We start from the raw sequence: 24924 nt of genomic DNA on the forward strand, positions 1-24924 counted from the left end.
AACTAACTATGGAAAAGACAATGGACAAAATTGTGGCAGTAGCAAAATCCAGAGGTTTTGTATATCCGGGTTCCGAAATCTACGGCGGCCTGGCAAATACCTGGGATTACGGCCCGCTCGGCGTTGAGCTGAAAAACAACGTGAAAAAAGCATGGTGGCAGAAATTCGTCATGGAGAGCCCGCACAACGTAGGTGTTGACTGCGCGATCCTGATGAACCCGCAGACATGGGTAGCTTCCGGTCATCTCGGCGGATTTTCCGATCCTCTGATGGACTGTAAAGAGTGCCACGAGCGTTTCCGTGCAGACAAACTGATCGAAGATTTCTGTGAGGAAAAAGGCATTGAAATCGAAGGCGGCAGCGTAGACGCATGGTCCCAGGAAGAGATGAAGAACTTCATCGAGGAGCATCAGATTCCGTGTCCGTCCTGCGGAAAACATAACTTTACCGATATCCGTCAGTTCAACCTGATGTTCAAAACCTTCCAGGGTGTTACAGAGGATGCGAAGAACACCGTATATCTTCGTCCGGAGACTGCACAGGGTATCTTCGTAAACTTCAAAAACGTACAGCGTACTTCCAGAAAGAAAATTCCGTTCGGAATCGGTCAGATCGGCAAATCTTTCCGTAACGAGATTACACCGGGTAACTTCACCTTCCGTACCCGTGAGTTCGAGCAGATGGAGCTGGAGTTCTTCTGCGAGCCTGGCACCGACCTTGACTGGTTCCAGTACTGGAGAGGCTTCTGCATCAACTGGCTGAAGAGCCTCGGCATGAAAGACGAAGAGATGCGTGCAAGAGACCATTCTCCGGAAGAGCTGTGCTTCTACAGCAAGGGAACAACCGATATCGAGTTCCTGTTCCCGTTCGGATGGGGCGAGCTGTGGGGAATCGCAGACCGTACCGATTACGACCTGACCCAGCATCAGAATGTATCCGGACAGGATATGACCTATTTCGATCCAGAGAAGAACGAGAAATACATCCCGTATGTTATCGAGCCGTCTCTTGGTGCTGACCGTGTCGTTCTGGCATTCCTGTGCAGCGCTTATGACGAGGAAGTTCTCGACGCAGAGAAGAATGATGTTCGTACCGTGATGCATTTCCATCCGGCACTGGCACCGGTAAAAATCGGTGTGCTTCCGCTTTCCAAGAAGCTGAATGAGGGCGCTGAGAAAGTCTTTGCAGAGCTGTCCAAGAAATACAACTGCGAGTTTGATGACCGTGGAAATATCGGAAAACGGTATCGCCGTCAGGATGAGATCGGTACTCCGTACTGCATCACCTACGACTTCGATTCCGAGACCGATGGTGCTGTTACCGTCCGTGACCGTGACACCATGGAGCAGGAGAGAATTAAAATTGAGGATCTCGATGCTTACTTTGCAGATAAATTTACTTTCTAATCTGGCTTTTTAGTCCGGAAAAAGAGTAGAAAAAAAGGATTCCCACTCGAGGGAATCCTTTTTTGTATACTTTGTATTACTCAATAATCGTACCTGTTTTTCCCTGGAATCCGGCGAGTGCGGAATCAATGGAAGTGATGACTGCGGTACGGCCGATGCCTTTCTCGAGGAAAGAAACAGCTGCTTCCATCTTCGGCAGCATGGAGTTTTCTCCGAACTGGCCTTCTGCGATGTATTTCTTCGCGTCAGCAACGGTGATGTGCTCCAGCGGTTTTTCGTCCGGGGTACCGTAGTTGATGGAAACGTTTTCCACGCTGGTCAGGATCATCAGCATGTCTGCGTTCAGCATTTCTGCCATCAGGCCGCTGGTGAGGTCTTTTTCGATGACTGCGGATGCACCCTTTAACTCTTCATTCTGTGGGAGAACCGGGATTCCGCCGCCGCCTGCTGCGATGACAACCTGTCCGGCATCGAGAAGAAGACGGATGGAGTCGATCTCTACGATATCCTGCGGCTTCGGAGCAGCAACGATTCGGCGGTAGCCGTCCTCGGTTTTTGTTACGTAGTTTCCTTTTTCTTCCTCTGCGTCAGCCTCCTCTTTGGTAAGCGTACGGCCGATCAGTTTGACCGGATTGTTGAAGGCATCGTCGTACGGATCTACTTCAACCTGTGTAAGAATCGTGGATGTGGTTTTGAAGATTCCTCTGCGGAGAAGCTCAGCACGGATGGCGTTCTGCAGGTCGTAGCCGATGTAGCCTTCGCTCATAGCGGAGCAGACAGACATCGGGGCTGCGCTGTAGTCGGTGTGCATTTTGCCGAATTCATTCATCGCCATGTGGATCATGCCGACCTGCGGCGCATTGCTGTGGGTGATGACAACATCAGCGCCGGCAGCAACGAGATCTGCGATTACTTTTGCGGAACGTTTTACGGCTGCTTTCTGTTCCGGCAGCGTCGTTCCAAGAGCTTTGTGTCCCAGTGCAACAACTATTTTTTTTCTTTTCATTGGAAGATACCTCTCTTTGCAGTTCATAGATTTTGATACGAAAAAACCAGGCATCAATATAAAACTATTATAAAGTTTATGGGGGCAAAAATCAAGAAGAAACCGACATTGCGCACATTGAAATGTTTTTCGGACTATGGTATTCTATAAAAGTATCTGAGTCGTAGGGATTTGAAACGTGAAAGGGAGGTCCCGGCATGAAAAACATGCGCACGTTACAAAAACGGATCGCATATCAGCTCCAGCAGGGCAGTCTGGATGCGGAAGTTACAGGAATCACATGCGACAGCAGAAAAGTACAGCCGCAGAACGTGTTTGTCTGCATCCGCGGAAACAGGATGGACGGGCACGTATATGCAGAAGAAGCAGTCGAGAGGGGCGCTGCCGTCCTGGTTGCGGAGCGGGAACTGGAAGGGATTCCGGAAAAGGTAACCGTACTCGTAGTAAAGGACAGCAGAGAAGCACTCGCACAGCTTTCCTGTGCCTGGGAGGACGATCCGGCGCAGCACCTTGTGACAATCGGAGTGACCGGCACGAAGGGAAAGACGACGACTGCATATATGATTTACGAAATCCTGCGAAAAGCAGGGATCCGCGCAGGACTCATCGGAACGATCGAGACGAGGATCGGGGAAAAAAGCATTCCGTCAGAAAATACAACGCCGGAGCCTGTTGTGCTGCAGAAGCTGTTTTCTGAAATGATGCGGGAGGGCTGCACCCATGTTGTGATGGAGGTTTCCTCGCAGGCGGAAAAACAGCACCGGTGTGATGGATTTACGTTTGATTACGGTGTGTTCACCAACATTGGAAACGACCACATCGGCGCCGGGGAGCATGCATCGTTTGCAGAATATCTGTCCTGCAAAAAGAAGCTGCTTCGCACCTGCAGAACCGGAATTGTAAACCGGGATGACAAAAGGTTTCCGGAGATCATAAGGCAGAGCACCTGCCGTCTGGTGACATTCGGATGCAGGGAAAAAGCTGATTTTATGGCAGCAGATGCAGCACTCGATCAGGCGCCCGGCGTGCTCGGTGTCTCATACCGGGTGCAGGGCGCAGCGGATTTTCCGGTACGGGTAGATCTGCCGGGTCTGTTTTCCGTTTCCAACTCGCTTGCCGCCATTGCGGTCTGCGCGCAGATGGGAATCCCGGAAAAGGCGATGCAGGAGGCACTTTCCGCAGTCCGCGTCCGTGGGCGGTGTGAGGCAGTTCCGGTGTATCCGGAAATGACGCTTCTCATTGACTACGCACACAATGCGATGAGCCTCGAAAGCCTGTTAAAGACACTGCGGAAGTACCATCCGAAGCGCCTGATCTGTCTCTTCGGCTGCGGCGGAAACCGCGCGCGGGACCGGAGATTCCAGATGGGAGAGGTGTCGGGGCGTCTGGCGGATCTGACCGTCATCACCTCGGACAATCCGCGGGATGAGGAACCACAGGCGATTCTGGACGATATCCGGACGGGAATCGGGAAAACAGAAGGCGCTTTCGTTGAGATTGCAGACCGTAAGGAGGCGATCCGGTATGTGATCGAAAACCGGCAGCCGGGCGATCTCGTGGTGCTCGCGGGAAAAGGCCACGAAACGTATCAGATCCGGAAGGGGAAACGGTACGAGATGGATGAGCGCGTGCTGATCCGGGAAATACTGGAAGAAAGTAAGGGGAATGTATGAGCAGCGTTTACGCTGATGTAATCGTAGACATCACAAATGAAAAACTGGACCGGACCTTTCAGTACAAGGTTCCGCCGGAACTGACAGGGGAGATCAGTCCGGGAACGGCGGTACAGATTCCGTTTGGAAACGGAAACCGCACGATCACCGGCTATGTGCTTTCCGTCGGAAACGAGCCGAAATATCCGCAGGACCGGATGAAGGCCATCCTCGCGGTACAAAAGGATGCGGCGACCGTAGAGACGAAGCTCATCGCGCTCGCCGCGTGGATGCGTCATACGTACGGATCGACGATGATCCAGGCGTTAAAGACGGTGCTTCCAGTCAAAGTAAAGGCGCGCGGGAAAGAAACCCGCGAAATTGCGCTTCTTGCAGATCCTGCGAGATGTGAGGAGCTGCTGGAAAACTACAGAAAGAAAAATTATAAAGCGAGAATCCGTCTCTTAAACGCGTTGCTGGCCCAGCCGGTTCTTCCAGGGCCGGTTGTGAGCAAGAAACTGAAAATCACGGCAGATACGCTGCACGTGATGGAAGAGCAGGGCGTGTTGGAAATCCGCCGTACGAGCACCTGGAGAAATCCGGTATCTGATGCGGCAGGAAGAACAACTGCGGGAAAACCAAACGAACAGCAGCAGGCCGTGGTGGACGGCATTCGAAAGGAATGGGAAGGACAGAACCGCCCCTGCCTGATCCGCGGTGTGACGGGAAGCGGCAAAACGCTCGTCTATATGGAGCTGATGGAGCGAGTGCTGAAGGAAGGAAAACAGGTGATCGTGCTGATCCCGGAGATTGCGCTGACGTATCAGAACGTGGAGCGGTTCTGCGCACGGTTTGAAACAAGGGTCACGGTGGTCAACTCGCGGATGACACCGTCCGAGCGCGCCGACCAGATGGAGCGCGCGCGGCGCGGGGAGGTCAGTATTATGATCGGTCCGCGTTCCGCACTCTTTGCACCGTTTCCGGATCTGGGGCTGATCGTAATCGATGAGGAGCATGAAACCTCCTATAAAAGTGAAGTGACGCCGCGCTACCATGCAAGGGAGACCGCCGTGCGCCGCGCCGGGCTGGAGCATGCCCATGTGGTGATGGGTTCGGCAACGCCGTCGGTGGATGCTTCTTACGCCTGCGAGACGGGAGCGTACGCGCTGTTCCGGATGGATGCGCGGTACGGAAATGCAGCACTTCCGTCCGTATGGATCGCGGATATGCGGGAAGAATTACAGATGGGAAACCGTTCGATTCTGTCCGGAAAACTGCGGGAAGAGATCGAAAAACGGCTTGAAAAAAAGGAACAGGTTGTACTGTTTCTGAACCGCAGAGGCTATGCGGGCTTCGTCTCGTGCCGTGCATGCGGCCATGTGATGAAATGCCCGCACTGCGATGTATCACTGACAGCACACAATAACGGAAAGCTCGTCTGCCATTACTGCGGTTATGAAACACCGCAGGTACATGCGTGCCCGTCGTGCGGTTCCCCGTACATCGGCGGCTTCCGTGCCGGCACACAGCAGATCGAGCAGAACGTGAAAAAGCTGTTTCCAAAGGCACGCGTTCTTAGGATGGACGGCGACACGACAAAAACGAAAAACAGTTATGAAGAAATCCTGTCCTCATTTGCGGCGGGGGAGGCCGATATCCTGATTGGAACCCAGATGATCGTAAAAGGCCACGATTTCCCGAATGTCACGCTGGTGGGAGCGCTGGCGGCGGATCTCTCCCTGAATGCAGTCGATTACCGTGCCGGGGAGCGTACGTTCCAGCTGCTGACGCAGGCAGTCGGCCGCGCCGGAAGAGGCGAAAAGCCGGGAATGGCAGTTATTCAGACGTACCATCCCGAACATTACAGCATTCAGACGGCGGCAGAGCAGGATTACGGGGCATTTTACGAGAAAGAAATGGACTACCGCCGTCTGATGGGATATCCCCCGGCGGCGGAGCTTCTGGCGATCCACGGAGCCGGGGAGGATGAAGCGCATCTGACGCAGGCGATGGAATACATTCGCAGATATCTCATCCGCATCCGGGGAAACCGCGAAGTCCAGATCATCGGCCCGGCAAGTGAGGCAGTGTCGAAAATCAATGACCTGTACCGCATGGCCGTGTATGTACGCGCGCCGCAGGAAGAGGTGCTGGCAGGGCTGCGGGAAAAACTGGAGCGGTATATCGAGATTAACAAAGGCTTTCGTACCGTTTATTTACAGTTTGACTTCAGCAGAAAGTATTAGTTTTTTCATACTATTTACACATAGATTATTTATAATAGAAGAGCAAAAGAAAGGAAAAGAATTATGGCAATCAGAGAAATCAGAGTCGTAGGCGACCGCGTATTAACGAAAAAATGCAGACCGGTGGAGAAGATGACACCAAGAATCAGCGAGCTGATCGACGACATGTTTGACACCATGTATGAGGCAAACGGTGTCGGCCTTGCCGCACCGCAGGTCGGCATCTTAAAGAGAATCGTAGTCATGGATGTGGATGGAACCCCACATCTTCTGATCAATCCGGAAATCCTGGAGACTTCCGGAAGCCAGACAGGAGCAGAAGGCTGCTTAAGCCTTCCGGGAAAATCCGGTACAGTAACCCGTCCGAATTACGTAAAGGTAAGAGCGCTGGACCGCGACATGCAGCCGTTTGAACTGGAGGGAACAGAACTTCTTGCCCGCTGCATCTGCCACGAGTGTGATCACCTCGACGGACATATGTATACAGAAAAAGTAGAAGGCGAACTCTGGGACAACACGTACGATGAGTATGAGGAGTACGAGGACGAAGAGTAAGTCTTAAAATAAAGGAGATGACTTCAGATGAAAGTGGTATTTATGGGAACCCCGGATTTCTCCGTGGGAACACTTGAGGCACTCGTGGAGGCCGGTTATGAGATCACAGGCGTTGTGACCCAGCCGGACAAACCGAAGGGCCGCGGAAAACAGATGATGCCGACACCGGTGAAAGAGGCAGCCGAAAAACACGGCCTTCCGGTCTATCAGCCGCGCCGCGTGCGGGATGCAGAGGCGATCGAGGAAATCCGGAAAATGGAGCCGGATGTGATCGTTGTCGTTGCATTCGGCCAGATTATTCCAAAAGAGATTTTGGACATGCCGAAATACGGATGCATCAACGTTCATGCCTCCCTGCTTCCGGCTTACCGCGGAGCAGCGCCGATCCAGTGGGCTGTCATGAACGGCGATGAAGTGAGCGGCGTAACCATTATGAAGATGGATGAAGGCCTCGACACAGGCGATATGCTGACGAAAGTGGAAGTTCCGCTTGCAGCAGATGAGACCGGCGGCAGTCTCTTTGACAAGCTCGCCGCAGCCGGAGCAAAACTTCTGGTGGAGACACTTCCAAAACTTGAAAAAGGCGAAGTGACACCGGAAAAACAGCCGGAGATAAGCACCACAGAGTATGCGCGGATGATCAAAAAAGAAGACGGAAAGATCGACTGGACGAAGAGTGCCGTTGAGATCGAACGTCAGATCCGTGCGATGAGCCCGTGGCCGAGTGCTTTTACAAAAGTAAACGGAAAGAATCTGAAAATCTGGGGTGCCAAAGTCATTGCCATGTTCGGCGGCGATCTGTTCTCGAAAATTCCGGGACAGAATCCGACGAAGAGTGCCGGAAAAGTCTGGGTGGCAGATGAGACAGGCCTCCATGTAAAGACGGGAGACGGCATTCTGGTGATCGAGGAGCTGCAGCTCGAAGGAAAGAAACGGATGAAAACCGCCGATTTCCTGCGCGGCTATGCGATCGAGCCGGGTACCAGACTTGGCGAATAAAAGAGAAAAAGCAACCTGAAGTTAAGGCGGGGAACTGCACAGCGGTGTGATGGCTGCTGTGCCTGAGAAAAAAGGAGAAAAACGATATGGGACTTTTTTATGACAGTACGTATCTGCTGGTGATTCTTGCCGCACTGATTTCCATGGCGGTATCCGCCCGCATGAACACGATTTTCAGCAAATATCAGACCGTCCGCTCGTACAGCGGCATGACGGGACGCGAGGCGGCGATGCGCATTCTGCATCAGGCCGGCATCTACGATGTGACCGTCCGCCACGTATCCGGTAAACTGACCGACCACTATGATCCGCGGACAAAAACCGTGAATTTATCGGATGCGGTTTACGATTCAACCTCGGTCGCAGCGATCGGCGTCGCAGCGCATGAGTGCGGCCATGCCGTACAGCACAATACGGATTACGTGCCGCTGAAAGTAAGAAGCGCCATTGTTCCGGCAGCGAACCTTGGATCCCAGCTTTTCTGGCCGCTGTTCCTGATCGGACTGATTTTCAGCCTTCCGATGCTGGTGAAAGCCGGTATCTGGCTGTTTGTGCTGGCACTGGCATTCCAGGTGGTAACACTTCCGGTCGAGTTCGATGCGTCGAGAAGAGCATTAAAAATGCTCAGTGAGGGCGGTATGGTGACAGAGACGGAACACGACGGAGTCAAGAAAGTACTCTGGGCTGCAGCCATGACATACGTGGCAGCGGTGATCGGTTCTCTGCTGCAGCTGCTCCGGCTGCTGATTTTATCCGGAGCATTTAGGAGAAATGATGACTGATACAATCAATACAAGAGAGCTGATTATGAACATTCTGCTTGAGATGGACAGGGAGAAAACGCCCTGCCATCTTGCTGTAAGGGACGCCCTCGATAAATACCAGTTCCTGCCGCGGCAGGACCGTGCGTTTATCAAGCGGGTCTGCGAGGGAACCGTGGAATACGGCATCCAGAATGACTACATCATCAATCAGTATTCCAAAATCAAGATCAACAAATGCAAGCCGGTGATTCGTGCGATCTTACGGATGTCGGTGTACCAGATCCGTTTTCTTGACGCAGTACCGGATTCGGCAGTCGTCAATGAGGCGGTGAAACTGGCGGAAAAGAAGCATTTTTACAACTTAAAGGGCTTTGTCAACGGCGTTCTGCGCACGATCGTGCGGGAAAAAGATCATCTGCCGATGCCGAAGGAGAACAATACTACGCAGTATCTTTCCGTGAAATACTCCATGCCGGAATTTCTGGTTGAGGAGTTCGTATCCCAGTACGGAAAAGAAACGGCAGAAACGATGATGGCGGATTTCCTGAAAGAAAAACAGGTGACGATCCGTATCAACCGCTGGAACAATACGATCGAGGAGACGAAGAAAAGCCTGGAAAGCCAGGGGGCAGAGCTGGAAAAAGCGCCGTATCTTGGCGAGGCGTTCTATCTGAAAAACTTTGAGACGATCGCATCACTGAATGCCTTCCAGGAAGGCCGGTTCCAGATTCAGGATGTGAGCTCCATGATGGCGGCGCATCTGGCGGATCCAAAGCCGGGTGACCAGGTGCTGGATCTCTGCGCGGCACCGGGCGGAAAGAGCCTCCATGCAGCAGATAAAATGAGAAATCAGGGATGCGTGGAAGCGCGTGATCTCACTGAATACAAGGTCGATCTGATCCGGGAAAATGTGCAGAGAGCAGGTGTTTCCTGCGTCGTGCCGAAGGTAAAAGATGCGGAACAGCTCGATGCGGAATGGATCGGAAAAGCGGACGTTGTGATTGCGGACCTGCCGTGCACCGGATACGGCGTCATCGGCAGAAAGCCGGATATCAAATATTACGCTTCAAAAGAAAAAGAAGAGGAGCTGGTACGGATTCAGCGGGCAATCCTTGCAAATGCCGCATCGTACGTAAAGCCGGGCGGCACACTGCTGTACAGCACATGTACCGTCAACAGAAAAGAAAACAGCGAGAATGCCGCATGGTTTCTGGAACAGTTCCCGTTTGAAGCAGTCAGTCTGGATGAACTGCTGCCGGATGAGCTGAAAAGCGGAGAAACGGCCAAAGGACAGCTGCAGCTGATCCCGGGGGTACACAAGACAGACGGATTTTTCCTTGCAAAATTCCGGAAAACAGAGGAAGGACGGGCGTAACAGATGGATATTAAATCAATGACCTTAGACGAATTAAAGGACGCCTGCCAGCAGATGGGAGAAAAGCCGTTCCGTGCCAAACAGTTATACGACTGGATGCATCATCGTCTGGCGGGCAGCTACGATGAGATGACGAATCTCTCGCTTGCCTTCCGGGAAAAATTAAAGGAACAGTATCCGCTTACCTGTCTCGAAAAAGTGCAGGTGCAGGAGTCCAAAATCGACGGAACGAGAAAATACCTGTTCCGCCTTAGCGACGGCAACGTGATCGAGAGCGTCTGGATGAAGTACCACCACGGAAATTCCGTCTGCATCTCATCCCAGGTCGGCTGCCGGATGGGCTGCCGCTTCTGCGCGTCCACAATCGGCGGACTCGTGCGGTGCCTGACTCCGTCGGAGATGCTCGACCAGATTTACCGGATTTGGGAGGACACCGGGGAGCGGGTCTCCAATCTGGTTGTCATGGGAACGGGTGAGCCGATGGACAACTACGACAATCTGGTGCGCTTCGTGCGGCTGCTTTCGAGCCAGGAAGGACTCAACATCAGCCAGAGAAACATCACCGTTTCCACCTGCGGAATCGTGCCGAATATGTACAAATTGGCAGATGAGGGACTCCAGATCACCCTGGCACTTTCCCTTCATGCGCCGAACGATGAAAAGCGCCGCGAGCTGATGCCGATTGCCAATAAATATTCCATTGATGAAATTCTCGATGCATGCCGCAATTACTTTGCAAAAACAGGCCGTCGGATTACATTTGAGTACTCTCTCGTTGGCGGGAAAAATGACAGCGAAGCCGATGCAAAAGAGCTTTCCGCGCGGATTTCGGATATCAACTGTCATGTAAATCTGATCCCGGTCAACCCGATCAAAGAGCGCGATTACGTGAAATCAACGAAAAAAGTCGTAGAGAATTTCAAAAATAAACTTGAAAAATACGGAATTAATGTTACTATTAGAAGGGAAATGGGCGCCGATATTGACGGAGCCTGTGGACAGTTAAGAAAAAGTTTTATCGATAAATCAAACGAACAGCCGTAAAAAGCGGCTGTCAATACAGGAGAAAAAAGCATGAAGGTATTTTCTGCAACCGATATCGGACAGAAACGGACGATGAACCAGGATTTTGTGTTTGCCTCCGCCTCTCCGGTCGGAAACCTTCCGAACCTCTTTGTCGTTGCAGACGGCATGGGAGGCCATAACGCGGGCGATTTTGCTTCGCGTTACGGTGTTTCTGTACTGGTGGAATCTGTAAAAAGGGATACGAATTTCAACCCGGTGCGGATCATTCGGCATGGAATTGAAGCAGCAAACAGCCAGATTTTTGAGCAGGCAAAACGAGATATATCCATGGAAGGCATGGGTACGACGATGGTAGTAGCTACGGTTGTCGGCAACTATGCCTACGTTGCAAACGTAGGAGACAGCAGGCTGTATCTGGCAGCAGATGGCACGTTTGACCAGGTGACGCAGGACCATTCCCTGATCGCAGAGATGGTGCGCCTTGGAGAACTCACTCCCGAGCAGGCGCGGAATCACCCGGACAAAAACATTATTACCAGAGCAGTAGGCACACAGGATACCGTAAAGATTGATTTCTTTGACATTCAGCTTGAAGAGGGCAATCAATTGGTGATGTGCTCGGACGGCCTTTCCAACATGGTAACGGATGAGGAGATTTTCGAACTCATCTGCCGAGAAGACGGTGAGGACAAGGCGAAACGTTTAATTGATAAAGCAAATGCAAATGGCGGCAGAGACAATATCGCAGTCATTGTCGTTGAACCATTTACAAACGAGGTGAAAGAATGTTAAAAGAGGGCGTTATTTTAGGAGAACGATATGAGATCATAAGCCGGATCGGTTCCGGCGGTATGGCTGATGTCTACAAAGCAAAAGACCACAAGCTGAACCGCATGGTGGCCGTCAAGGTTTTAAAACCGGAATTCCGGGAGGATAAAACCTTTATCCGCAAGTTCCGCACGGAGGCACAGGCCGCAGCAGGACTGTCCCATCCGAATATTGTAAACGTGTACGATGTCGGGGAGGACCGCGGCGTTTACTATATCGTCATGGAGCTTGTCGAGGGAATTACTCTGAAGGATTACATTGACCGCAAAGGAAAACTGAGCGTAAAAGAGGCGACCAGCATCGCCATTCAGGTTTCCCTTGGTCTTGAAGCAGCACACAACCGCAATATTGTACACCGCGATGTCAAACCGCAGAACATCATCATTTCCACAGACGGAAAAGTAAAACTTTCCGACTTTGGTATTGCAAAGGCAACTTCTTCCAATACGATCAGTTCGAACGTTATGGGAAGCGTACATTACAGCTCTCCGGAGCAGGTGCGCGGCGGATATTCGGACTATAAGAGTGATATCTATTCCCTTGGTATCACCATGTACGAGATGGTAACCGGAAGAGTGCCGTTTGACGGCGACACCACCGTTGCCATCGCAATCAAGCATCTACAGGAGGAGATTGAATCTCCATCCAAATATACCCCGAACCTTCCGTTCGCACTGGAGCAGATCATCTTAAAATGTACCCAGAAGAGCCCGGACCGCCGTTACAACAACATGGCGGAGCTGATCGATGACCTGAAGCATTCGCTGATGGAGCCGCAGGGCAACTTCGTAAAAGTAACTCCGTTAAGCTCCCACGCCGAGACCGTTATGGTATCCGCAGAGGAATTAAGCCAGATCCGTTCCGGCGCAGCAGCAAAAGCAAATGCGCAGACGGCAGAGGAGCCGGCCCGCAAGCGCTACAGCAAGATCGAGGATGAGGACGAGAACGAAGATTACAGCTACGAGGACGAAGAAGAAGAGGATGAGGACGAAGACGAGGATGACCGCGATTCCTACGATGAGGATGACGACGATTCCTATTACGACGATGAGGATGACGATGACAAAGCCGGAAACAAACTTGAGAAGATCATTACGATCGGCGGTTTTGCGATTGCAGCCATCATCATCTGCATGCTGATCTACTTCATCGCACAGGCAGCCGGCATTGTCGGCGGAAAAGGACCGACCGCAGCTTCTTCTGGTTCTGCATCATCATCGAGCAGCACGGAAGTTGTTTCTTCCAGCAGCAAAGAAGAGGAAAAAGTAACCGTTCCGGATCTGAGAAACAAAACAGAGGCAGATGCAGCCACACTGGCAAACAGCCTGAAGCTTGGCGTAGTCAATGGCGGAACCGAGGCATCGGATGTCATTGAGGCAGGAAAGATCTGCCGTCAGGATCTGACACCGGGAACGAAAGTTGATAAAAATGCAACGATTACGTATTATGTAAGCTCCGGAAAAGAAACCGTAACGATTCCGACCGGTATTGTGGGAACACAGAAAGACGCTGCAAGCGCTGCTCTGACCCAGCTTGGACTTCAGGTTTCTACCACAGAGGATTTCAGCGATACCGTTGCCGAAGGATACGTAATTTCCGTTGATCCGGCCGAAGGAAGCCAGGTTGCACCGGAATCCACCGTTACCCTCGTTGTCAGCAAGGGATCAAAGGACGCGGAAGAAATTGCAATCCGTGATGTAATTGGTCTGGATGAGGAAACTGCAAAATCAATCCTGAGCGATTTCAATATTATTGTAAAAACAGGAACCAGCAGCAAGGTGGCCGAGGGTGAAGTCATGGAGGTTGACCCGGCAATCGGAACCAAAGTGAAGAAAGGTTCGGACGTTACGATTTATGTCAACAGCCCAAGTGCACAGCCAACGACGCCGGATGAGAATACACCGACCCCGACACCGGCCGAGCCGGGCGCAAATACCGCTACGGATGTTACCTGGTCCTGCAGCCAGACCTTAAGTGCGCCGGATCAGTATCAGGGTGGTATTGCAAAAATTGAGCTGATCCAGGATGATGGAAACGGAAACGAAACCTCCATCACCATCATGGACGGACAGGCCATTACGAGCTGGCCGTATTCTGTCAACACCAACTGGAGTGCTTCATCGTCTGCTTCTTCTACCGGAAGAATCGTCTTCTATGAGATGGATTCGAGCGGAAGTTATCAGGCAATTGCACAGTACCCATCGGTTCCGTTGAGTGAAGGGTGAGTATGACAGGAAAGATTATGAAAGGAATTGCCGGATTCTACTACGTAGACGTAGAAGAATCCGGCATTTATGAGTGCAAAGCAAAAGGAATTTTCCGAAAGGAAGGCCAGAAACCGCTCGTCGGAGATCTTGTGGAAATCGAGATTCTGGATGAAGCGGAAAAAACAGGAAATATGACCCGGATTCTGCCGCGAAAGAATGAACTGATCCGTCCGGCAGTGGCCAATATCGATCAGGCGCTTGTGATTTTTGCGCTGGAAAATCCGACCCCGAACCTGACGCTTCTGGACCGTTTTCTTGTGATGATGGAACAGCAGAACGTTCCGACGGCAATCTGTTTCAATAAAAGAGATCTTGCGGGGGAAGATTACACAGACCATCTGCGAAGCGTCTATGAGAACTGCGGTTACCGTGTCTTTACGGTGAGTGCAGCGAAAGAGCAGGGCATGCAGGAAGTGGAAGCATACCTGAAAGGGAAAACAACGGTGGTAGCCGGTCCGTCCGGCGTCGGAAAATCTTCGATCACAAACCGGATGCAGAAAGAAATCCAGATGGAGACCGGAGAGATCAGCAAAAAGCTGAAAAAAGGAAAACACACGACGCGCCATTCCCAGATGATCCCGATCGACCATGAGACGTATCTGTGCGATACGCCGGGGTTCAGCTCGCTTTATACAACCGATATGGAAAAAGAGGAGCTGAAAAACTTTTTCCCGGAATTTCATCCGTACGAAGGAAAATGCCGTTTCCTCGGCTGCATCCACGGAAAAGAGCCGGGCTGTGCCGTCAAAGAGGCACTGGAACAGGGAAATATCAGCAAAGAAAGATTTGAAAACTATACCATGTTCTATGAAGAACTGAAAGAACAGGAAAAGAGGAGATACTAGCATGAGCCGAGTATATCAGTTGGCACCTTCTATTTTATCCGCAGACTTCAACCGTCTCGGAGAACAGATCCAAAGGGTAGAGAAAGCAGAGTGCCGGTGGCTTCATATCGATATTATGGATGGAATGTTTGTACCATCCATTTCGTTTGGAATGCCGGTGGTAAAGTCGATCCGAAAAGAAAGCAGTCTGTATTTTGATGTTCATATGATGGTAAAGGACCCGGAGCGGTACGTAGAAGAATTTCAAAGCTGCGGGGCGGATATGATCACGGTTCACGCGGAGGCATGCCGCGATCTGGCAGAAACCGTGAAAAAGATTCATGAAACAGGCGCAGATGCCGGAGTTGCCGTAAATCCGGATACGCCGCTTTCTGCGGTTACGGACGTGATGGATCAGGTAGAAATGATTCTGATTATGAGCGTTTATCCTGGCTTCGGCGGCCAGAAGTATATCCCGGAGTCGACGGAGAGAATCCGTACGCTCCGCAGAATGCTGGATGAAAAGGGACTGGAGCATGTGCACATTCAGGTCGATGGCGGCATCAACCGCGCGACCATCGATGAAGTCCTTGCGGCAGGTGCCAACATCATCGTGGCAGGCTCTGCTGTATTTGGCAGCAACATCGAGCAGAACGTGCGCGAGCTGCAGGAAAAAATTTCTTCATACAGCAAAAAGGCAGAATAAGATACAAAAAGACAGAAAAAAGAGGCAGGGAAACGTGAGAACATGTATTATTTCGGGAGGGATGATCGAACCGGATTTTGCCTTCCCATATCTTCAGAAACAGCAGTTTGATATTATCCTGGCAGCAGACCGGGGACTGGAGTTCTGCTACCATTACCAGATTATGCCGACGTATATTCTGGGAGATTTTGACAGTTTATCTCCGGAGATTTTAAATTATTACAAGGAGAACCATGTCGCACCGATCCGGGAATTTAATCCCATGAAGGACAATACGGACACGGACATCGCATTTCAGCAGGCGATTGTTCTGGGAAGCAGTGAAATCACGATCCTCGGAGCAACAGGGGGAAGACTCGACCATTTCTTAAGTATTGTGCAGAACCTGAAAACGGCATGGGAGAAGAAAATTCCGGCTTACATCGTAGACAGCCGCAATCTGATTACGATTCCGGTGGAAACTTCGTTTGAAATCCGGAAAGAAGAGCAGTTCGGAAAGTACGTTTCGTTCTTCCCGCTGGAAAAGGAAGTCGCATCCATCACCCTGGAGGGCTTCGCCTACCCGCTCGACCATCACTGTCTGCCGAATACTTCGGGTGGTCTGTGCGTGAGCAATGAGATCGTCGAGGAGACCGCGCATGTATCGTACGAGGGCGGCATTCTTCTGATGGTACAGTCAAGAGATTAAAATCCATTGAAATCAAAGAGCCCGTGTGCTATAATTTATAGTTGCATTGGGCTCTTTTTGTGCATAAAAAGAACCCGAACAGAAAAAGAAGCGAAAAATAAAAACAAAGGAGATATAGATTACTATGAAATTAGGTATCGTGGGCCTTCCGAACGTCGGAAAAAGTACACTTTTCAATTCCCTGACCAAAGCAGGAGCAGAGAGCGCAAACTATCCGTTCTGTACCATTGACCCGAATGTCGGCATCGTGCCGGTTCCGGACAAGCGTCTGCAGCAGCTCGGAGATTTCTATCAGTCCAAGAAAGTAACACCGGCTGTCATCGAGTTCGTTGACATCGCAGGTCTTGTAAAAGGTGCATCCAAAGGAGAGGGACTTGGAAACCAGTTCCTTGCCAATATCCGTGAGGTAGACGCTATCGTTCATGTTGTCAGATGCTTCGAGGATCCGAACGTTATCCACGTAGACGGCAGCATTGATCCGCTCCGTGATATCGAGACCATCGACCTTGAGCTGATCTTCGCCGACCTTGAGGTACTCGAGCGCCGTATTTCCAAAACTGCAAAATCTGCAAGAATGGACAAAGAGGCAGCAAAAGAGCTCGAATTCCAGGAGCGTCTGAAAAAACTGCTCGAGGACGGAAAAGATGCCATCCTGATGGAGCTGCAGAACGAGGACGAGGAGAAATGGATCGCAGAGTACAACCTGCTGACCAGTAAACCGGTCATCTACGCAGCAAACGTAGCAGAGGATGATCTCGCTGACGACGGCGCAAACAACTCCTATGTACAGTCCGTCCGCGAATATGCAAAAGAGCACAACAGCGAAGTATTCGTCATCTGCGCCGAGATCGAGGCAGAAATCTCCGAACTCGAAGAGGATGAGAAAAAAATGTTCCTCGAGGATCTTGGTCTTACCGAGTCCGGCCTGGAAAAACTGATCGCAGCAAGCTACCGTCTGCTCGGCCTCATGAGCTTCCTTACAGCAGGAGAGGATGAGACCCGTGCATGGACCATCAAAGTCGGAACAAAAGCACCGCAGGCAGCCGGAAAAATCCACACCGATTTCGAGCGCGGATTCATCAAAGCCGAGGTTGTCAATTATCAGGATCTGCTCGACTGCGGTTCCTACGCAGGAGCAAGAGAGAAAGGCCTTGTGCGTATGGAAGGAAAAGATTACATTGTCCGCGACGGCGATGTCATCCTGTTCCGTTTTAACGTTTAACACCAGTAGACAAGAAGTCCCCCGCTTCTAAAGCGGTGGGATGAATTGTTAAAAGAAACATAACAGCAGTGGCGGGCGGAGAGAAATCGGTATCCTCCACTGACATGAGGTAGGTCACAGTCGAACTATTTTCGACATGTCAGACTCCGTGAAAATACCGACTGTGAGTTGAAACAATGAACTGAAAATCAGAGAGAATAAAATCTATGGATATGGAAATTAATTTCCCCAATCTCGGGATTTATCTCGATCATGTGGGAAAAAACATCAGTATTTTCGGATTTTCCATTGCCTATTACGGCATCGTGATCGTAACCGGTATGATGATTGCGATCTGGATTGCCCAAAGAGAGGCAAAGCGGACGGGGCAGAACCCGGAGCAGTACCTCGATCTTGCGATGATCGGCATCGCAGCCGGTATTCTCGGGGCACGGATTTACTACGTTATATTTGCCTGGGACTATTATAAGGATGATCTTTTGAGTATTTTCAACATCCGCCAGGGCGGACTTGCCATCTACGGCGGCATCATCGGTGCCTGCATTGCGGTGGTGATTTACAGCAGAAAGAAGAAACAGAACTTCAGCCTTCTGATGGATACCGCGAGCATGAGCATCGTGTTCGGTCAGATTATGGGACGGTGGGGAAACTTCTTTAACCGTGAGGCATTCGGTGACTACACTAACAACCTGTTTGCGATGCAGCTTCCGGTTTCCGCGGTCCGTGCCAATGAAATCACACAGAAAATGTGGGATCATGTGGTGACGGTAAACGGCGTCGAGTATATTCAGGTGCATCCCACCTTTTTATATGAAAGTTTATGGAATGTGGGTGTCCTGCTTTTTCTTTTCTGGTTTCGGAAAAGAAAAAAATTTAACGGCGAAGTGTTCCTGATGTATCTGATAGGATATGGCCTTGGAAGAATCTGGATCGAGGGACTCCGCACCGACCAGCTTCTGCTTCCGGTGGTGGGACTTCCGGTTTCCCAGCTCCTTTCGGGGTGCCTTGTGGTGGGATGTACCATCTTGGTGGTATGGAAACGAAAAAAATTATCATCCGGTGGGGAGACAGCCCATTCTTAAGGATAAAACCAGTGAAAAAAACAGAATAAAAATACAGAAAAGGGGAAAACCGGCAAAAAAGGTTTTCTCTTTTTTGATACAAAATTGGTATAAAAAAGGCGGAAAATGCGCATAAAAATGTTGCATTTTGGGGAAAATCTTAAAAATGAAATAGAAAAAAGACCTTGCTATTTTCCCTGAGTTGATATAGAATAAAAATATAAGTGGTAGAAAGTGGTGAAAAGTGGTGCGTTGTGGAGCGGATGTGGCAGTCTGGCTGCGGCGCGATACATGAAGTGGTGCGTGGGGAGACCGCCATTTCAGGTGATAAGAGGGTTTTCATTATGTTCATGGGAGAGTACAGTCATACGATTGACGCGAAGGGAAGATTGATCATACCGTCCAAGTTCAGAGAACAGCTGGGAGAAGAGTTTGTACTGACGAAGGGATTGGACGGATGCCTTTCCATTTACCCAAACGACGAATGGGCTGCCTTTGAAGAGAAGCTGAGAGCCTTACCACTTACAAACAAAAACGCCAGAACTTTTTCCCGTTTCTTTGTAGCAGGTGCTACGTCATGTGAACTGGACAAGCAGGGGAGGATTCTCGTACCGGCAACGCTGCGGGAATTTGCTGGTCTGGAAAAAGATGTAGTCCTTACCGGAAATATCAACCGGATTGAAATCTGGAGCAAGGAAAAATGGAACGAAAACAGCAATTATGATGATATGGATGCCATCGCCGAATCAATGGAAGAGATGGGCATTGTGATCTGATCTGTTTCGTTGGGATACAGGAGATGACCATGGAATTTTCGCATACATCAGTATTACTGAATGAAACCATTGAAAACCTTAAGATAAAACCGGACGGAATCTACGTGGACGGGACGTTGGGAGGCGCTGGACATTCCAGTCATATATGTGAGCGCTTATCTGCCACGGGGAGATTAATAGGCATAGATCAGGACGAAGCTGCGATAGCTGCTGCGGGTAAACGCCTGGAACCATTTCAGAACCAGGTCACGATTATCCGCAGCAATTATTGCGATATGGTTCCGCGTCTTGCCGAAATCGGAGTCACCGGGGTAGACGGAATCCTGCTGGATCTTGGAGTTTCATCCTATCAGCTGGATAATGCAGAGCGTGGATTCACATACCGTGAGGATGTTCCGCTGGATATGCGGATGGATCAGAGAAATGCTCTTTCCGCGTACGAAGTCGTGAACGATTACAGTGAAGAGAATCTTTCGCGTATTCTCCATGAATATGGAGAAGAGCGTTTTGCAAGAAAAATTGCACACAATATATGCGTAAGCCGGCAGCAGGCGCCGATTCGAACAACTGGGGAGTTAATCGAAATCATCAAGCGCTCGATTCCGGCAAAAATAAGGGCGACGGGCGGCCATCCGGCCAAGAGAACCTTTCAGGCAATCCGTATCGAAGTGAACCAGGAACTTACCGTTCTGTCGGAGTCACTGGACGGCATGATTGATCTCTTAAATGACGGTGGAAGACTTTGTGTCATCACCTTTCATTCTCTGGAAGACCGTATCGTAAAAAACATTTTCAGAAAAAACGAGCATCCATGTACGTGTCCGCCGGAATTTCCGGTCTGTGTATGCGGAAAGAAGTCCAAGGGAACCGTAGTAACTCGGAAACCGATCTTGCCGGGAGAAGAGGAAATGGAAACAAATCCCCGTTCCAAGAGCGCAAAACTGCGCGTCTTTGAACGAAAAGTGTGACGGCTCGGCACGAAGGAGACAGAGAAGTTATGGCCAGACGGGCAGATGGAAGGGTAAATTCGACAGATAGAACGAAACGTTATACGCCAGATACGTTTGAGGACGGAAGTGCGGTACGGCGTCTTGCAGCACAGCCGCAGGAAGCACCAAAAGAAGCACGGCCTCTGAAATCGGGTGTGAGCAGCCAGACAAGAAGAAACCGGGCACGGGCGACACAGATCAGCGCGGGCTACGCTGTTTTTCTTGCCATTGTCTGCACACTGTGTATCGCGGCGTGTGTTGCGTATGTCAAGTTGCAGACCGTGGTTACCACGCAGGCGGAAGACATTACCAGCAAAGAAAAAGAATTGAGCGATCTGAAGGCGGACAATGACGCCTATTACAATACAACGGTTGCCTCCGAAGATCTTGAGGCAGTCAAAGAAGCAGCACAGAACCGGCTCGGCATGAAATATGCAGATGAGTCCCAGGTAATTTATTTCGATGATTCAGAAAACAGCTATGTGAGACAGTATCAGGATGTTCCGGATGCGAAATAGGTGAAAACGTGAGTAAACAGAAAAAAAATAAAAAACGAAGCGGGGCATTCCGGAGACGGAAGACAAGTGGGCGTATGAGCAGAAAACTGGTAGCACTCTTTTTGGGAGTGATGCTGGTTTTTGTTGCTTTAGCGATTGACATTACGTATGTGAATGCCACAAAGGGAGAAAAATACGAAAGACAGGTTTTAAGCCAGACGCAGCAGTCCTACGACAGCAGGACAATTCCATTCCAGCGGGGAAGTATCACCGACCGGAACGGAACGATTCTGGCAACGAGTGAGAAGGTTTACAACGTTATTCTCGACTGTAAACTTGCCAATACGACGGTAAAAGATGAAGAAAAGAACGATACCCATCCGTACGTCGATCCGACCGTAGCAGCACTGGTTGAATACTTCGGACTCGACGAGACGGATATCCGGGATCGTCTGACCGGCGAAACGACAAAAGAAAGCCAGTACCAGGTTCTCGCCAGAGAGGTCTCGATGGACGCGAAAAAAGCGTTTGAGGCCTATGTGGACGAGTACGCGGACAAAAAGAACAAGGAGCTCGATGAGAACGAGCAGGCGGAAAAAGCATACCGTGCCAACATCCGCGGCGTCTGGTTCGAGGAATCCTACCACAGAACGTATCCGTTAAATTCACTTGCCTGCGATCTGATCGGCTTTACGTATTCAGGAGACACGGCAGACTGGGGAATCGAAGGGTATTATTCCAGTATCTTAAATGGCGTGAATGGCCGCCAGTTCGGCTATTACAACGAAGATGCGGATATGGAACAGACGATCATCGAGGCGCAGCCGGGCAAAAACGTGGTTACGACGATTGATGTAAATATTCAGAAGATCATCCGCACGGCGATCGAGAATTACAATGAGCGGATTCATGTCCAGAACGGCGCGGACGAATCGGACACTGAGACGAACCGTCAGACAAAAGCGGCAAAGAATATCGGCGTTGTCGTGATGGATCCGAACAATGGAGAGATTCTTGGTATGGATTCTTCCGACTGGTATGACCTGAACAATCCAAGAGATCTGACACCGTTCTATTCGAAGGAAGAAATTGATGCGATGAACGATAACGAGACAATGGAGGCTTTGAGTGCCATCTGGAAAAACTACTGTATTTCCGATGCATATGAGCCAGGTTCCACGGCAAAACCGATGAACGTGGCGGCGGCATATTCCCTCGATGTAATCGATGATGATACCCTGTTTGACTGTGAGGGGTTTGAGACGATTGCAGGGCAGATGATCCGCTGCGGAGCTTATCCGGGAACACATGGCGTACAGACACCGGCCGATGTACTGAAAAACTCCTGCAACGCTGGTATGATGCAGATCGGACAGAAGATGGGAGCAGCGGAATTTCTCCGCTATCAGGATATTTTCGGTTTCGGCAGTCTGACAGGAATTGACCTGCCGGGTGAGGCGTACGGCCTGGTTCACACGGAGGATACCATGGGACCGACCGAGCTTGCAACGAGTACATTCGGACAGGGCTATACCGTGACGATGGTACAGCAGGCAGCTGCGTTTTCCTCTCTGATCAACGGAGGCAATTATTACCAGCCGCATGTGATGAAGACGATCACGGACAGCACAGGAGCTGTTGTTGAGAGCAATGAGCCGAATCTGGTGCGTCAGACGGTTTCCGCGGAAATCAGCGATAAAATGAGAAGTTTCCTCCAGGGAGTCGTGACCGATGGAAGCGGCCAGAGTGCAAAGGTTGCCGGTTACACGATGGGAGGAAAAACAGGTACTGCACAGAAGTATCCGCGAGGCAATGGAAAATATCTCGTTTCCTTTATCGGATTTGCACCGGTAGAAAACCCGAAAGCTGTTGTTTACGCGATTGTGGACGAGCCGGATGTAGAAAATCAGGCGAACAGTGTGCTGGCACAGGAGATCGTAAAAGAGATCTACACAGAACTGCTGCCGTATTTGAACGTATTCCCGGATGATACGGACGGTGTGACGGGCGAAGGCTCCGAGACCGGAACGGATGATCCAAACGTAGCGGCACCGGTACAGGAAGACGATACGGAAAACAGTGCTGAAAACAGCAATATCGAGAACGGCGGTCTGACAAACGCCGAGCTGGATCTCATCAATGAAGAGTAAAAAAACATAAAAAACAAAAGACATAACCCCATAGCAGTTTCCATATAGTGTTATCATAATGGATTCGGCTATGGGGTATTCTATGCGTAAAAACAAAACGTATCACCGGAAAAAGACGGTTCTTCTGTGGGTACTCTGCATGGGAATGATGGTCGGACTTGCCGGGCGGCTGGTGTATCTGTGTGTGTTCCGGTCCGTCTATTATTCCGAGAAGGCGGATGATCTGCACGAGCGGGAGCGCGGGATCAAGGCGGCGCGCGGCCGGATTCTTGATGCAAACGGGGAAGTTCTCGCGGCAAACCGCACGGTCTGTACGATTTCCGTGATCCACAGCCAGATTGAGGAGCCGGAGGCGGTGATTGCGATGCTGGTAAAAGAGCTTGGAATTTCGGAGGAGACGGCGCGGAAACGCGTGGAGAAGCGGTCTTCAATCGAGCGTGTCAAGACGAATGTGGACAAGGAGACGGGTGATACCATCCGGTCGTACGGATACGCGGGGGTAAAAGTGGATGAGGATTTCAAGCGGTATTACCCCAAAGGGAAGCTGGCGTCGCGCGTTATCGGCTTCACCGGAGGCGATAATCAGGGCATCATCGGACTGGAAGTGGAATATGAGGAAATTTTAAAAGGAATCAACGGAAAAATCCTGACGACAACGGATGCGCGCGGGATTGAGCAGAACGGCATCGGGGAGAGCCGCCAGGAGCCGGTGGCGGGAAGGGACTTAAAGGTCAGCCTGGATGTCAATATCCAGGCGTACTGCCAGCAGGCAGCGGAAAAGGCGATGGCAGAAAAACAGGCGGACAGCGTCTCGATTCTTCTTATGAATCCGCAGAACGGAGAAATCTATGCCTGTGTCAATGTGCCGGAGTTCGACCTCAACGATCCGTTCACGCTGCAGCAGGATACAACGGGACTTTCGGAAAAAGAAATTCAGGATCTGCTGAACCAGATGTGGCGGAATGCCTGCATCAACGATACGTACGAGCCGGGATCTACCTTTAAGATCATCACGATGTCGGCGGGACTTTCGGAGGGCGTTGTGTCGCCGAACGATTCGTTTTTCTGTCCCGGCTACAAAATCGTGGAGGACCGCCGGATCCACTGCCACAAGCGGACGGGACACGGAGCCGAAAACTTCGTGCAGGGCGCGCAGAACTCGTGCAACCCGGTGTTCATTGAAGTGGGGCTGCGGCTCGGTGTGGAAAAGTTCTGTGATTACTTCCGGAATTTCGGCCTGATGGAAAAGACGGGGATCGATCTGCCGGGCGAGGCATCGACGATTATGCACAAGGAGGAAAACATCGGAGAGGTTGAGCTTGCGACGATGGCATTCGGCCAGTCCTTCCAGATCACGCCGATCCGCCTGGCGGCGACGGTCTCTGCGCTCGTCAACGGCGGAAAAATGGTGACGCCGCATGTCGCAACGGATGTGCTCGATGAAGAAGGAAATGTTGTAAAGCATCTGAATTTTCCGGAAAAAGAAGGGGTTCTTTCGGAAGAAACTTCCAGGACGGTGCGCGAAATTCTGGAAAGCGTCGTTTCAGAAGGGTCTGGAAAGAATGCGTACCTCGAGGGATATTCCATCGGCGGAAAGACGGCAACTTCGCAGACACTTCCGCGGAGCGCCAACCGCTATATTTCCTCATTCCTCGGCTTCACCCCGGCGGAGCATCCGACGGTGCTGGGGCTTTGCATTATCCGCAATCCGCAGGGCGTCTACTACGGCGGAACGATCTGCGCGCCGGTGATCCGCGATATCTTTTCCAATGTACTTCCGTATCTCGGTATTGGACACAATTCTCAGGAAACCTGAGAATTGTGTCCTTCGCAGCCCTCATTTAAAGTTTTGCTTCGCAAAAGGAGGGCTGCTCACACCTGAATCAC

At 50.9% G+C, this 24924-nt stretch carries 21 protein-coding genes; 20 read left to right on the forward strand and 1 reads right to left on the reverse strand.

What is annotated here, in order from left to right; all coding sequences use genetic code 11:
- Window positions 1–8: 8 nt before the first annotated feature.
- On the forward strand, window positions 9–1406 hold the full coding sequence (locus DXB83_RS00540; protein ID WP_055265793.1) for a glycine--tRNA ligase: 1398 nt from the start codon (window positions 9–11) through the stop codon (window positions 1404–1406).
- A gap of 76 nt (window positions 1407–1482) precedes the next feature.
- Here the strand turns inward: DXB83_RS00540 and arcC are convergent, their stop codons facing one another.
- On the reverse strand, window positions 1483–2412 hold the full coding sequence (arcC, locus tag DXB83_RS00545; protein WP_022463144.1) for a carbamate kinase: 930 nt from the start codon (window positions 2410–2412) through the stop codon (window positions 1483–1485).
- A 197-nt stretch (window positions 2413–2609) separates the two neighbouring features.
- Here arcC and DXB83_RS00550 point away from each other — a divergent pair, with 197 nt between their 5' ends.
- The 19 genes from DXB83_RS00550 (at window position 2610) to DXB83_RS00640 (ending at window position 24853) form a co-directional block, all read left to right on the forward strand.
- On the forward strand, window positions 2610–4085 hold the full coding sequence (locus DXB83_RS00550; protein WP_118697174.1) for a UDP-N-acetylmuramoyl-L-alanyl-D-glutamate--2,6-diaminopimelate ligase: 1476 nt from the start codon (window positions 2610–2612) through the stop codon (window positions 4083–4085).
- On the forward strand, window positions 4082–6310 hold the full coding sequence (gene priA, locus DXB83_RS00555) for a replication restart helicase PriA (protein WP_118697175.1): 2229 nt from the start codon (window positions 4082–4084) through the stop codon (window positions 6308–6310). The genes DXB83_RS00550 and priA overlap by 4 nt, the downstream gene beginning before the upstream one ends.
- A gap of 63 nt (window positions 6311–6373) precedes the next feature.
- Window positions 6374–6865, forward strand: a complete 492-nt coding sequence (def, locus tag DXB83_RS00560; protein WP_055219778.1) for a peptide deformylase — start codon at window positions 6374–6376, stop codon at window positions 6863–6865.
- Between the two features lie 27 nt (window positions 6866–6892).
- A complete protein-coding gene (gene fmt, locus DXB83_RS00565; RefSeq protein WP_118697176.1) occupies window positions 6893–7864 on the forward strand; it encodes a methionyl-tRNA formyltransferase in 972 nt (323 codons plus the stop codon).
- Window positions 7865–7950: 86 nt separating this feature from the next.
- Window positions 7951–8646, forward strand: coding sequence for a zinc metallopeptidase (locus DXB83_RS00570; protein ID WP_022463149.1), 696 nt, complete (start codon window positions 7951–7953; stop codon window positions 8644–8646).
- A complete protein-coding gene (gene rsmB, locus DXB83_RS00575; protein ID WP_330415457.1) occupies window positions 8636–10003 on the forward strand; it encodes a 16S rRNA (cytosine(967)-C(5))-methyltransferase RsmB in 1368 nt (455 codons plus the stop codon). Before DXB83_RS00570 ends, rsmB begins: the two co-directional genes overlap by 11 nt.
- A 3-nt stretch (window positions 10004–10006) precedes the next feature.
- Window positions 10007–11047: a 23S rRNA (adenine(2503)-C(2))-methyltransferase RlmN gene (gene rlmN, locus DXB83_RS00580; RefSeq protein ID WP_055226967.1), complete on the forward strand. Its 1041-nt coding sequence runs from the start codon at window positions 10007–10009 to the stop codon at window positions 11045–11047.
- A 30-nt stretch (window positions 11048–11077) separates the two neighbouring features.
- Window positions 11078–11821, forward strand: coding sequence for a Stp1/IreP family PP2C-type Ser/Thr phosphatase (locus tag DXB83_RS00585; RefSeq protein ID WP_022463152.1), 744 nt, complete (start codon window positions 11078–11080; stop codon window positions 11819–11821).
- Window positions 11815–14082, forward strand: a complete 2268-nt coding sequence (gene pknB, locus DXB83_RS00590; RefSeq protein ID WP_118697177.1) for a Stk1 family PASTA domain-containing Ser/Thr kinase — start codon at window positions 11815–11817, stop codon at window positions 14080–14082. The genes DXB83_RS00585 and pknB overlap by 7 nt, the downstream gene beginning before the upstream one ends.
- 2 nt (window positions 14083–14084) lie before the next feature.
- The gene (gene rsgA, locus DXB83_RS00595; protein ID WP_055219788.1) at window positions 14085–14969 is read left to right on the forward strand and encodes a ribosome small subunit-dependent GTPase A; all 885 of its coding nucleotides are present in this window, start codon (window positions 14085–14087) and stop codon (window positions 14967–14969) included.
- Window position 14970: 1 nt separating this feature from the next.
- Window positions 14971–15654, forward strand: coding sequence for a ribulose-phosphate 3-epimerase (gene rpe / locus DXB83_RS00600; protein WP_022463156.1), 684 nt, complete (start codon window positions 14971–14973; stop codon window positions 15652–15654).
- Between the two features lie 34 nt (window positions 15655–15688).
- Window positions 15689–16342, forward strand: a complete 654-nt coding sequence (locus DXB83_RS00605; protein ID WP_147398326.1) for a thiamine diphosphokinase — start codon at window positions 15689–15691, stop codon at window positions 16340–16342.
- A gap of 124 nt (window positions 16343–16466) precedes the next feature.
- The gene (ychF, locus tag DXB83_RS00610) at window positions 16467–17564 is read left to right on the forward strand and encodes a redox-regulated ATPase YchF (RefSeq protein WP_022461456.1); all 1098 of its coding nucleotides are present in this window, start codon (window positions 16467–16469) and stop codon (window positions 17562–17564) included.
- 206 nt (window positions 17565–17770) lie between these two features.
- On the forward strand, window positions 17771–18646 hold the full coding sequence (gene lgt / locus DXB83_RS00615; protein ID WP_022461071.1) for a prolipoprotein diacylglyceryl transferase: 876 nt from the start codon (window positions 17771–17773) through the stop codon (window positions 18644–18646).
- A 323-nt stretch (window positions 18647–18969) separates the two neighbouring features.
- Window positions 18970–19401: a division/cell wall cluster transcriptional repressor MraZ gene (gene mraZ / locus DXB83_RS00620; protein ID WP_022461070.1), complete on the forward strand. Its 432-nt coding sequence runs from the start codon at window positions 18970–18972 to the stop codon at window positions 19399–19401.
- Window positions 19402–19430: 29 nt separating this feature from the next.
- Window positions 19431–20369, forward strand: coding sequence for a 16S rRNA (cytosine(1402)-N(4))-methyltransferase RsmH (gene rsmH, locus DXB83_RS00625; protein WP_022461069.1), 939 nt, complete (start codon window positions 19431–19433; stop codon window positions 20367–20369).
- Between the two features lie 29 nt (window positions 20370–20398).
- A complete protein-coding gene (locus DXB83_RS00630; protein WP_022461068.1) occupies window positions 20399–20908 on the forward strand; it encodes a hypothetical protein in 510 nt (169 codons plus the stop codon).
- Window positions 20909–20982: 74 nt separating this feature from the next.
- A complete protein-coding gene (locus DXB83_RS00635; RefSeq protein ID WP_117760486.1) occupies window positions 20983–23037 on the forward strand; it encodes a peptidoglycan D,D-transpeptidase FtsI family protein in 2055 nt (684 codons plus the stop codon).
- Between the two features lie 82 nt (window positions 23038–23119).
- On the forward strand, window positions 23120–24853 hold the full coding sequence (locus DXB83_RS00640) for a peptidoglycan D,D-transpeptidase FtsI family protein (RefSeq protein WP_118640307.1): 1734 nt from the start codon (window positions 23120–23122) through the stop codon (window positions 24851–24853).
- Window positions 24854–24924 lie beyond the last annotated feature (71 nt).

Source organism: Blautia sp. OM06-15AC (assembly GCF_003481425.1).
Taxonomy (GTDB): domain Bacteria; phylum Bacillota; class Clostridia; order Lachnospirales; family Lachnospiraceae; genus Fusicatenibacter; species Fusicatenibacter saccharivorans.

Bases quoted from the DNA above. Each gene is read 5' to 3' on its own strand.
- DXB83_RS00540 (WP_055265793.1), top strand. From the start codon at position 9: ATGGAAAAGACAATGGACAAAATTGTGGCAGTAGCAAAATCCAGAGGT.
- arcC (WP_022463144.1), bottom strand. From the start codon at position 2,412: ATGAAAAGAAAAAAAATAGTTGTTGCACTGGGACACAAAGCTCTTGGA.
- DXB83_RS00550 (WP_118697174.1), top strand. From the start codon at position 2,610: ATGAAAAACATGCGCACGTTACAAAAACGGATCGCATATCAGCTCCAG.
- priA (WP_118697175.1), top strand. From the start codon at position 4,082: ATGAGCAGCGTTTACGCTGATGTAATCGTAGACATCACAAATGAAAAA.
- def (WP_055219778.1), top strand. From the start codon at position 6,374: ATGGCAATCAGAGAAATCAGAGTCGTAGGCGACCGCGTATTAACGAAA.
- fmt (WP_118697176.1), top strand. From the start codon at position 6,893: ATGAAAGTGGTATTTATGGGAACCCCGGATTTCTCCGTGGGAACACTT.
- DXB83_RS00570 (WP_022463149.1), top strand. From the start codon at position 7,951: ATGGGACTTTTTTATGACAGTACGTATCTGCTGGTGATTCTTGCCGCA.
- rsmB (WP_330415457.1), top strand. From the start codon at position 8,636: ATGATGACTGATACAATCAATACAAGAGAGCTGATTATGAACATTCTG.
- rlmN (WP_055226967.1), top strand. From the start codon at position 10,007: ATGGATATTAAATCAATGACCTTAGACGAATTAAAGGACGCCTGCCAG.
- DXB83_RS00585 (WP_022463152.1), top strand. From the start codon at position 11,078: ATGAAGGTATTTTCTGCAACCGATATCGGACAGAAACGGACGATGAAC.
- pknB (WP_118697177.1), top strand. From the start codon at position 11,815: ATGTTAAAAGAGGGCGTTATTTTAGGAGAACGATATGAGATCATAAGC.
- rsgA (WP_055219788.1), top strand. From the start codon at position 14,085: ATGACAGGAAAGATTATGAAAGGAATTGCCGGATTCTACTACGTAGAC.
- rpe (WP_022463156.1), top strand. From the start codon at position 14,971: ATGAGCCGAGTATATCAGTTGGCACCTTCTATTTTATCCGCAGACTTC.
- ychF (WP_022461456.1), top strand. From the start codon at position 16,467: ATGAAATTAGGTATCGTGGGCCTTCCGAACGTCGGAAAAAGTACACTT.
- lgt (WP_022461071.1), top strand. From the start codon at position 17,771: ATGGATATGGAAATTAATTTCCCCAATCTCGGGATTTATCTCGATCAT.
- mraZ (WP_022461070.1), top strand. From the start codon at position 18,970: ATGTTCATGGGAGAGTACAGTCATACGATTGACGCGAAGGGAAGATTG.
- rsmH (WP_022461069.1), top strand. From the start codon at position 19,431: ATGGAATTTTCGCATACATCAGTATTACTGAATGAAACCATTGAAAAC.
- DXB83_RS00630 (WP_022461068.1), top strand. From the start codon at position 20,399: ATGGCCAGACGGGCAGATGGAAGGGTAAATTCGACAGATAGAACGAAA.
- DXB83_RS00635 (WP_117760486.1), top strand. From the start codon at position 20,983: ATGAGCAGAAAACTGGTAGCACTCTTTTTGGGAGTGATGCTGGTTTTT.
- DXB83_RS00640 (WP_118640307.1), top strand. From the start codon at position 23,120: ATGCGTAAAAACAAAACGTATCACCGGAAAAAGACGGTTCTTCTGTGG.